This window comes from Pararhizobium sp. P1_E7 (assembly GCF_056405855.1).
This window is the reverse complement of the sequence record NZ_JBFUBH010000086.1, coordinates 1-9,767: the sequence shown is the minus strand read 5'-3', so window position 1 is coordinate 9,767 and position 9,767 is coordinate 1. Positions and strand designations below refer to the sequence as shown.

General features: G+C 61.3%; 11 protein-coding genes and 1 pseudogene. 5 read left to right on the top strand and 7 right to left on the bottom strand.

Annotated elements, in window-relative coordinates; all coding sequences use genetic code 11:
* Positions 1-743 (bottom strand): AAA family ATPase (locus AC1D17_RS26005; protein WP_477568164.1); only part of this gene is annotated, 743 nt, incomplete at its 3' end.
* A gap of 338 nt (positions 744-1,081) precedes the next feature.
* Between AC1D17_RS26005 and traI the strand changes: the two genes are divergently transcribed.
* Positions 1,082-1,657, top strand: a complete 576-nt coding sequence (gene traI / locus AC1D17_RS26000; RefSeq protein ID WP_477568162.1) for an acyl-homoserine-lactone synthase — start codon at positions 1,082-1,084, stop codon at positions 1,655-1,657.
* Here traI and traF read toward each other — a convergent pair.
* Both traF and traA read right to left on the bottom strand, forming a co-directional pair.
* Positions 1,641-2,138, bottom strand: a pseudogene (gene traF / locus AC1D17_RS25995) (conjugative transfer signal peptidase TraF). The gene traI and the pseudogene traF overlap by 17 nt on opposite strands.
* 64 nt (positions 2,139-2,202) lie before the next feature.
* The gene (traA, locus tag AC1D17_RS25990) at positions 2,203-4,083 is read right to left on the bottom strand and encodes a Ti-type conjugative transfer relaxase TraA (RefSeq protein ID WP_477568161.1); all 1,881 of its coding nucleotides are present in this window, start codon (positions 4,081-4,083) and stop codon (positions 2,203-2,205) included.
* 253 nt (positions 4,084-4,336) lie between these two features.
* On the opposite strand from traA, the gene traC reads away from it, so the two are divergent.
* The 4 genes from traC (at position 4,337) to AC1D17_RS25970 (ending at position 7,450) form a co-directional block, all read left to right on the top strand.
* A complete protein-coding gene (gene traC, locus AC1D17_RS25985) occupies positions 4,337-4,645 on the top strand; it encodes a conjugal transfer protein TraC (RefSeq protein ID WP_477568160.1) in 309 nt (102 codons plus the stop codon).
* Between the two features lie 4 nt (positions 4,646-4,649).
* Entirely contained in the window at positions 4,650-4,865 is a 216-nt protein-coding gene (traD, locus tag AC1D17_RS25980) for a type IV conjugative transfer system coupling protein TraD (RefSeq protein WP_477568159.1), read from the top strand.
* Complete coding sequence (gene traG / locus AC1D17_RS25975) at positions 4,852-6,780, top strand: Ti-type conjugative transfer system protein TraG (protein WP_477568158.1); 1,929 nt, start codon at positions 4,852-4,854, stop codon at positions 6,778-6,780. Before traD ends, traG begins: the two co-directional genes overlap by 14 nt.
* A 244-nt stretch (positions 6,781-7,024) precedes the next feature.
* Positions 7,025-7,450: a thermonuclease family protein gene (locus AC1D17_RS25970; protein WP_477568163.1), complete on the top strand. Its 426-nt coding sequence runs from the start codon at positions 7,025-7,027 to the stop codon at positions 7,448-7,450.
* A gap of 251 nt (positions 7,451-7,701) precedes the next feature.
* Here AC1D17_RS25970 and AC1D17_RS25965 read toward each other — a convergent pair whose 3' ends face one another.
* The 4 genes from AC1D17_RS25965 to bigR are packed head-to-tail and all read right to left on the bottom strand — an operon-like array spanning position 7,702 to position 9,663.
* Positions 7,702-8,484 (bottom strand): sulfite exporter TauE/SafE family protein, encoded by a 783-nt coding sequence (locus tag AC1D17_RS25965; protein ID WP_477568157.1) that lies wholly within the window; start codon positions 8,482-8,484, stop codon positions 7,702-7,704.
* The gene (locus AC1D17_RS25960; protein ID WP_477568156.1) at positions 8,481-8,912 is read right to left on the bottom strand and encodes a DUF6691 family protein; all 432 of its coding nucleotides are present in this window, start codon (positions 8,910-8,912) and stop codon (positions 8,481-8,483) included. Before AC1D17_RS25960 ends, AC1D17_RS25965 begins: the two co-directional genes overlap by 4 nt.
* A complete protein-coding gene (locus tag AC1D17_RS25955) occupies positions 8,909-9,319 on the bottom strand; it encodes a YeeE/YedE family protein (protein WP_477568155.1) in 411 nt (136 codons plus the stop codon). Before AC1D17_RS25955 ends, AC1D17_RS25960 begins: the two co-directional genes overlap by 4 nt.
* Positions 9,316-9,663: a sulfite-sensing transcriptional repressor BigR gene (bigR, locus tag AC1D17_RS25950; RefSeq protein ID WP_477568154.1), complete on the bottom strand. Its 348-nt coding sequence runs from the start codon at positions 9,661-9,663 to the stop codon at positions 9,316-9,318. The genes AC1D17_RS25955 and bigR overlap by 4 nt, the downstream gene beginning before the upstream one ends.
* Positions 9,664-9,767: the final 104 nt, after the last annotated feature.

Here is a 9,767-nt window from a genome sequence, read left to right as displayed (position 1 = left end):
GAGCTGGACTTGTTCGCCAAGATCCGTGGCGTTTCGTGCTCATATTCCATGACTTCAAGATTGCCAGGAATGAGGTCAATGCCATCGAAATATGTCTTGCGAATTATATCGCGGATGGGACGACGTTCGGCGTCGTCGTAACGCAAAGCGGCATAGATCGTTTCATTCGACCCGACATCAACTTCTGGCTGAGCACCGAACAAAGCCGACAAGGATGCTTGAGGGTCCAGGTCGAGTGCGAGCACACGATATCCATGAAGGGCGAGATAGTGGGCAAGGTGAACGCAAGTTGTCGTCTTCGCGCTGCCGCCCTTGAAGTTGGCGATCGCAAGAACCTGGAGATGCTCGCCGGCACGACGGCGAGGGAGGAATCGTAAGGCGTCTACCGGCTTCTGCTTGGCGAACAGCTCGCGCAACTCGTTGATCTGGCCCAGGGTATAGACTCGGTGATTATTCTCCAGCCTGCTGGGAACCGGTCCACGTCCTTCGGTGGACATGAGCTTTAGCGTGGAATCAGGTATCGATGTTAGCTTCGACACTTCGTTGGTCAGAAACGGACGGAGCGTCTTTTCCGACTTTGGCGGATACATACGAGTTCTGAGCTGCTGCAATTGCCCGGACAGAAGCCCGGCATGGCGCATGATTTTGCTGCCGGCATCTTCCTTCGAGCCAACAACTGCTTCTACTCGGTTTGCTATCGCCATCTGTCCCTCTTGTCGGCTTTCTACCGGTTTACCGGCCATCGCCCGCCAAAGATAGAACACGATTCTCCGAACTGGTCCAGAAGTTTAGGGTTAACAAAAGGTTAGCGACTGGGGACAATCTGCATGAAGCTATTCGGTTTTTTGCTTTTCTGCTCCGGGAGTTAGCCTCAAATACCCGGTCCGTTGATCTCGACTTGTTCTCCTGTGAATCCTACAAATCCGAACAGTCTAACGCCGACAAGTTTAGGGGTCTCTGGAGCGCCACATCCCTCGCGAACCGCGACTCACCTCGTAGCGACCATGTCGAATCCTACAACTGCCCGCTGATTCCGATCTGTGCTCATTACCCGACGGTACTTAACCTCGGAGAATTACATATGCTGGCATCGGTCGTTGCAATCCTCAAATCCGAGCACGATAGACGGCTCGTTGACGCTCAACATAAGCTTCGGGCCCGTGTTTTCGGGGAACGGCTTGGCTGGGACGTTTCCGTTCGAGACGGTGGCGAAACAGATGAATTCGACAAGCTCCATCCCACCTACATTGTGACGACGACAGACGAGGGCGCCGTCGCGGGTTGCGCCCGACTTCTTCCGGCCATCGGTCCCACAATGGTGGCGGATGTCTTCCCGTCACTTCTCCCCGATGGTCAGCTCAACGGGCATGCCGCGATGGTCGAGAGTTCCCGTTTCTGCGTCGACACGGCTCTCGAGGAGGGGCGGGGAAACGGCTCGATCCATGAGGCGACGCTGACCATGTTCGCGGGCATCATCGAATGGTGCATGGCGAATGGCTACACCGAGATTGTCACGGTGACCGATCTTCGATTCGAGCGCATCCTTGCCCGCGTCGGATGGCCGCTGCAGCGTTTGCCCGCTCCATCCCATCGCGCCGATCGCGATCGAAGTGACAATCAGCAGCATAGGTCGAAGGTAATCACGGCGCATAGGTGAGAACCTCCTGCGCCAGGCCGAGAATGCCCGAAGCGGGCAACGGACCGAAGTATCGGGAGTCGTAGGAACCAGGAAACGCAGAATGCAGGAAGATAAATCCCGGCGGTACAATGCCACTCGGAAACGGCGCCAACGGCCGTCCCTTTCCGTCTCGTTACGCAAGACTGGAAGAGGAAACTTTCCGCCCGTTCACGTTTACGCTGGCACCGATTTCGACATGCTGTCCTGCAACGGCAATCACCGTCTTGATGAGCGGCGCAACGCCGCCCGGGCAAGAACCGGAACGACAATAGCCGCGGGCYCTCGCCACCCGCATCTCCGCCGATTCCGGTGGGCAGATGAACACCAGGTCGTTGACAGCCACCGCACGATAAAGCGGATCAATGCGCCACAGCCCGAGCGGCTCGCTCGGCGTCAGATTGAGACGGTAACCACCGGCGAAGGCAGTGACGATCGCCAGGATGGCGGCCAGTGCAGCCATCGAAATGATCCGTGCCGCTTGTCGTTGTTGCGCGGTAATCACGGGCGCGTTCCAGCCCCTGCCGTCATTTCAACGAGAGCCCTTGGCTCCTGGTTTGTCGCAGCGTCTCGGCCTGCTTCAGTGCTTCGGTGGTGCGTTCGTGCGCGGCAAGTTGCTGAACCGTCCGCATGGAATTCCACGCGGACTGGACCTCAGCCTTTTGGCTGGCCGTCATGCCCGATGTGACTGTCTCGAAGGTCTTGCCGATCGCGTCTTTCGCGGCGAGAGCCAGGAAGGTCCGCTCTCCGAAGCGCTCGGAAACCGCTTTGGCGAAACCTTCGAGCTCGGCCTTTACCAACTTGTCGGCCAGCGCATAGCCGATGCGATCGGCAATGGCGCGGAAGGCGGCACCCGCTTCGATCGGTTGGAGCTGTTCCGGATCGCCGACAAGGACAAGCTTGGCACCGGTCCTGGTCACGGTTTCGACCAACAGCGCCATCTGGCGTGACGACACCATGCCGGCCTCGTCCAGCACGAAGACCGACTTGTGGTCGAGCTGGTTGCGACCTTGGTTCCAGCGAAGCTCCCACGACGCCAGCGTGCGCGATTGGATGCCCGCTTCCTTCTCCAATCCTTCAGCCGCCTTGCCCGCCAATGCGCCGCCGACGACACGATAGCCGGCCGCTTCCCACGCCTCGCGGGCAGCCTTCATCATCGTGGTCTTGCCGGCCCCTGCGCGGCCGACGACGGCGGCGATCCGCATGGCCCCAGCGACATGCTCGATCGCCGTTCGCTGCTCATCCGACAGACGGGAATGGCGCGCAAAGGTCGCCTGCAGCACCGCCTCACGGACGCCATGGGAGGCGCTGCCGGACAGCCAGATCGCGCGATTGGCCATCTCGGCTTCAAGCCGGATCATCTCGCGCGTGGTGTGCTTCGCGGGGGTCCGAATACCTGTCGCAAAGTTGATCCGCTCGCGTTCGAGCCGGAGCGCTTCCGGACTTTGCAGAATGCGGACCATCAGACTTTGGAACAGAGCGACATCGTCGATGTAGCGATACAACACCTTCGCAACATCGCGTTCGTCGAAGACGCTCTTCTCCCGCGTGATTAGGTCGAGCACGATCTCCGGACGGCGCTGGATGCGGCGGGCGTTCTCGCTGCGGCGCAGCTCCTGAAGCTCGATGCGTTCGAGTTTGGGAGTCGAGGTCTCCGACTTGTGGTCGGATTGCTCGGCCTTGCGCTCGATGGCTTTGGCGCCGACGCCGAGGTGAATGGTTGGCTCGAGGTCGATACCCTGCTTTTCGAAGGAGCGGCCATCGATGCGGATATCGAGGCCGGCAAGCGCCAGATGCTTGTTCTGGCAGGCAAACCAGCCGTCGCGAAACGCATTGAAATCCTCAGTGCTACCGGCCCACAGCTGATAGACGATTTTGCCGGCGTCATTTCGGATTGGCTTGCCATCCGGCCCGAGCACCGCGACCTTCTTGGAACCGAAACCGTCTTCGGTCAGCGGGCGCAATGTGGTCATGAGGTGGACGTGCGGATTGCCGGGGGCGTCGTGATAGACCCAGTCCGCGACCATGCCCTGCGCGGTGATGTGCCGCTCCACAAAGTCGCGCATGAGCGCGATATTCTGCTCGGCCGTCAGCTCGAGCGGCAGGGCTATGGTGACGTCCTTGGCGAGCTGCGCGTCGGATCGCTTCTCGAAGCTTTCCACTTTGTTCCAGAAGGCCTCGGATACGCCGGCGACCGAGCGATCGGCAATCAAGCTGCGCACCCATTCCGGCGCGTCGGCTGGAACGACGAACTCCTCATGCAGGAGCCCCTGCTTTCGCGTGTAGTCGATCGTCCGGGCTTCCCGCTCAAACTCCATCTTGGCGCAGTGCCGGTAGGCCGCCGATAGGACGGCGCTGCGGCCGGAGCCGCGGGCGACGACGCTGACGGAGAAGTGAGGGACGGCCACGGCGGAGTTTTCTCCCGGTTGCGAACGAAATCAAAAAGTTCGTCGGAAGCGGCAGCCCGCCAGGCTCTCTCAGCAACACGTCGCGTCAGCGACGTATAATTGCGCCCTTGGAAGCCGCTCCTTCGGAACGGCCGGGATCATTCCCGAAAGCATCGCCCTTGGCGATTGTAGGATTCACAGTAGTGCGTTCCGCACTCTGTTCCGAAAAACTGGGTTCGAAAGACAAGCTTTCTCACCCAGGAGACGATCGGACATGAAGAAGCCATCCTCGAAAATCCGCGACGAAATCGCCAAGCTGCAGGAACAGCTCAAGATCGCCGAGACACGGGAAGCCGAGCGGATCGGCAGGCTCGCGCTCAAGGCGGGCCTTGGCGAGATCGAAATCGACGAGGCGGAACTTCAGGCAGCGTTTGAGCAATTGACCAAGCGATTTCGCGGAGGCCAAGGGGGAGAGAAGGGCGCTACGACCGGAGGGAAGAAGGGCACCGGCGAGAGCAGCGGACAGGCATCGACCGGGGCGGACGCGTCTGGCGCGGGCGCGGGCAGCGCTGGCGAGGCTTGAGCGCATGGCAAGGACCATGACATCCGACACCCGCAAGAGGGACACGCGCGAAAAGATCGAGCTCGGCGGCCTGATCGTCAAGGCCGGTCTGCGCTACGAGAAGCGTGCCCTGTTGCTGGGAGCCCTGGTCGATGCCGCTCGCCGCATGAAGGGCGATGAGGGCGAGCGCTCCAGGCTTACGGCAATCGGCGTGGAGGCCTTCGGCAATGACGATCAATAGGATTGCGCTCGTCGTCGTGCCAGGGACGTTGATGATCCTTGTCGTCATCGGAATGACCGGGATCGAGCAGTGGCTTTCAGGCTTCGGAAAGACCGAGGCCGCACGACTGGCATGGGGGCGGGCGGGGATCGCCTTGCCCTATGTGGTGAGTAGCGCGATCGGAATTCTGTTCCTGTTCGCGAACGCCGGCTCGATCAACATCAAGCAGGCAGGTTGGGGTGTCCTTGCCGGATGCAGCGAGACGATCCTGATCGCGGCTATACGCGAAACGATGCGCCTTGCCGCTTTCACGAAGGCGCTTAACGCCGACAACTCGGTCTTGGCCTATCTCGATACAGCAACGGCGATCGGAGCGGGCGCAGCACTCGTGTGTGCCTGCTTCGCACTCCGCGTTGTGCTCATCGGCAATGCGGCGTTCGCACGGGCCGAGCCGAAACGCATTCAGGGCAAGCGGGCGCTCCATGGCGAAGCGGATTGGATGAAACTGACGGAAGCGGCGAAGCTGTTTCCCGATACTGGCGGTATCGTCATCGGCGAGCATTATCGGGTCGACAAGGACAGCGTTGCATCACAAGCGTTTCGATCCGACAACGCGGAAACCTGGGGCGCCGGCGGCAAGTCGCCGTTACTGTGCTTCGATGGCTCCTTCGGCTCGTCGCACGGGATCGTTTTTGCCGGTTCCGGCGGTTTCAAGACGACGTCCGTGACGATCCCGACGGCGCTCAAATGGGGCGGCACGCTGATCGTGCTGGATCCATCGAACGAGGTCGCACCGATGGTCTCCTCGCATCGCGGCGGAGCGGGGAGGGATGTGTTCGTCCTCGATCCAAGGAAGCCGGACGTCGGCTTCAACGTCCTGGACTGGGTCGGCCGTTTTGGAGGTACGAAGGAAGAGGATATCGCCTCCGTCGCGTCATGGATCATGAGCGACAGCGGCGGCGCGCGCGGTGTCCGTGACGATTTCTTTCGCGCATCGGCGCTGCAGCTGCTGACAGCGCTGATCGCCGATGTCTGCCTTTCCGGCCACACGGATGAGACCGACCAGACGCTTCGGCAGGTGCGCATGAATCTCTCGGAGCCGGAACCGACATTGCGCAAGCGGCTGCAAGACATCTACGACAATTCCGGCTCGGATTTCGTGAAGGAGAATGTCGCAGCCTTCGTCAACATGACGCCGGAAACCTTCTCCGGTGTCTATGCCAATGCGGTCAAGGAGACGCACTGGCTTTCCTATCCAAACTATGCCGCCCTCGTGTCGGGACGGAAATTCTCGACCAGCGACATCGCCGCAGGAAACGCCGACGTCTTCATCAACATCGACCTCAAGACGCTGGAGACCCATTCGGGTCTCGCACGCGTCGTCATCGGCTCACTTCTCAACGCGATCTACAATCGCGACGGACAGCTCAAGGGACGCGCACTGTTTCTCCTCGATGAGGGCGCCCGCCTTGGCTACATGCGGATCCTCGAAACCGCGCGTGATGCCGGCCGCAAGTACGGAATCACGCTCACGATGATTTATCAGTCGATCGGCCAGATGCGCGAGACCTATGGTGGCCGCGATGCGGCAAGCAAGTGGTTCGAGAGCGCCAGCTGGATTTCGTTCGCCGCGATCAACGATCCGGAGACCGCCGATTACATATCGAAACGCTGCGGCATGACCACGGTCGAGATCGACCAGGTCAGCCGCAGTTTCCAAACAAAGGGATCGTCGCGAACGCGCTCGAAGCAGCTCGCGGCACGACCGCTGATCCAGCCGCACGAAGTTCTGCGTATGCGGGCGGACGAACAGATCGTGTTCACAGCCGGCAATGCGCCGCTCAGATGCGGCCGCGCCATCTGGTTCCGGCGGGCTGATATGAGGGCCTGCGTCGGCGAGAACCGGTTTCATTCGATGGGCGGAAGGGGGAAGTAAGCTTCGAATTCGACGCCTGCGGTAAACGCCGATGAAACCAAACCGACTGTAACGTCTGCCGGTGAAGAGGGATAAAAGCTTGGTGGAAAAGAAGGTCATACCGTTCAGGAAAAATCGGAAGGTCGCGAACAATCGCGCCGGCATCAACGCATCGCGCTCGACGCCGCCTCGTCACCGTTCCGATCGCGGCAGAGGCATTCCGACCGCGATTGTCTGGGCCGTGGTGATCGGCGCCGCCGGCTGGCTGTATCTCGATCGCAGCGGCCATCTCGACAGCATCGCTGCCTTCGCGAAAATACCAGGGCAAGATACGCTGTCTGCGCCATTCGTGTTGTGCAGCGACAGCCGTCGGACGAACTGCGTCGTCGATGGCGACACCTTCTGGTTCGGGGGCGAGAAAATCCGCATCGCCGATATCGATACGCCTGAGCTCAGCCCGCCCCGGTGCGAGGCTGAACGGCTCAAAGGTGAAGCGGCAAAATCCCGCCTACTGACGCTGCTCAACGCTGGAAAATTCTCCCTGGCAGCCGGGTTCCGGGATGAAGACAAGTATGGACGCAAACTTCGAACCGTGTCTCGTGCGGGCAATTCGCTAGGGGTTGTTTTGATCAAGGAAGACCTTGCCCGGTCATGGGATGGCGCGCGACACGGATGGTGCCAAGGCCAGTGACAGCTATCATCGGCTCCCCTGCACGGGAGAGGGATAGGGTTTGGGGAAAGGGCGGAATTCGGCAGCGGGTACCCGAAGGGGGGTGTGGCCGCTTCGCGCGCCGATACAAGACATGCATGGCAAGCCGATGAGTGACCGCTTCGGGGCCGGTTGCTGACCGTCCCCTGTTAGGCGAACTAAGTGAAAAGCGGACTTCGGAGAGATTGTCCGCAGAGTCTGGAATTCTGCCCGTAGCCGTCATCAGTGTGCGCTCAGTCAATCATCAACGTTCCCCAGTTCCGATACAGAATGTAACTCGCGACCACGAAGACGAGCGCTGCGAACAGGCGATTGAGGATGTTCTTGTAGGCGCTGAGCCGTGTGGCGAGCAGCATGCCAAGCACGCCTCCGACGCTGCCGCCGCCGATGAACTCGGCGGCGAGCCACCAGTCCACCAGGCCTGAGCTGGCATAGTTCAGGGCCGTCGTCAGTCCGAACGCACCGACAGCGAGGAGCGAGGTGCCGATCGCGTTGATCATCGGCATCCCCGTTGCCAACATCAGGCCGGGAACGATCAGGAAGCCACCGCCGATGCCGAAGAACCCGGAGGCAGCGCCGACGGCAAGTGCCACGGCCGATGTTGCGAGGCACATCCGCAGGTCGACGGGACGGCACTCGACCGCCAACGCCTTCCTGGGCTTAAGCATCAGCGCGCCGACGACCACCATCAGCACACCGAACAGGAAGATCAGTCGGTCCCCGTCCATCGCCTTGCCGAGGCTGGAGCCGGCAAGCGCGCCGATGACGCCAAGCGCGGAAAAGACGACTGCACACCGCCACCAGACGTGCCCCCTGATGGCGTGGCTTGCGAAGTTTGCAAAGGCGTTCACGGAGACCGCAAGCGCACCCGTGCCGATCGCGATATGCGGCTGGGTCACGCCAACGACGTAGAGGAGCAGTGGAGTGGCCAGAATGGAGCCGCCGCCGCCGAGCAGGCCGAGCATGAAGCCCACGATCCCGCCGGAGCCGACCGCCGCGAGGATCGAAGTGCTCACGTCCGTGTGCTCCACACCCTATCATGCAAGGTCATCCCGACCAGCATGGCGATGACGAACAAAGAAGACTGAGAAAGGCCGACCGACAGTGACGCGATCGCAGGGCCAGGACAGAAGCCACCGATCCCCCAGCCCAAACCGAACAAGGCCGAGCCGATGACCAGCGGGGAGTCAATCCGTCGGCTCGTCGGCACATGGAAGCTGTCGTCGAAGGCTGGATGCCGCATCCGCTTCATCACCTGCACGCCGATGAAGGCGACGACGACGGCGCCGCCGAGAACAAAGGCAAGGCTCGGATCCCACGCGCCGAAGACGTCGAGGAAACCCTGGACGCGGGCCGGGTTAAGCATGCCGGAGAGGGACAGACCGAAACCGAAGACGATGCCCGAGGCGAGAGCGGCCCCGAATTGGAAGATTTTCCGGTTCATAGTCCTACACCTCGCAGGATTGTGACGGCGGCCATGCCGGCCGCCAGGAACGTGGCGACCGCCACAATGGAACGCGGCGACAGGCGGGCAAGCCCGAGCACGCCGTGCCCGCTGGTGCAGCCCGATCCCATGCGCGAGCCGAAGCCGACGAGCAGCCCGGCGAGGATGATCAGCCGCCAGCCGGCGGTGATCTGCACGGTTGGCCAGCCGCCGATCACGAGCAGGTAGGCGACTGGCCCGAGCAGCAGCCCGAGGACGAAGGCAAGATTGGTGGTCAGGCCGACGCCTTGGGTGAGACGCCCGACGATACTGCTGATCCCGGCGATCCGGCCGTTGAGAAGCAGAAGCATGACAGCCGATGCGCCGATTAGTATGCCGCCGAGCAGAGATTGGAGATACACGCTCATTCGCCTTGCCCTGCGCAGAAGATGTCATAGAGGGCAGCGACCAGTTGCGCGGCCTTCTCTTCCGTCAGGCGGTAGAAGATCTGTTTCCCCTCTCGCCGCGTTTCGACAATCCCGGAGCTTCGCAGCACCGTCAGGTGCTGCGAAAGATGCGGCTGGTGGATGCCGACCTTCTCTTCTAGCTCACCCACCGAATACTCGCCTTCCACGAGCGTGCAGACGATCATGAGGCGCGCCGGATGGGATAGTGTCTTCAGGAGGTTTGCCACCTCTCCGACCCGGCTGGCCATCTCGGCTGGGGAAAGCCCCGCCTTCATTATCGTGTTCAGGACGGTGGTCATTCCCATGCTGCTCCCTGTAATACATCGAGCGGAAACTTGAGGTAGCGCTTGCCGTTGGCTTCCGGCTCCGGCAGGCGACCGCCGCGAACGTTTACCTGCAGGGCATGCAG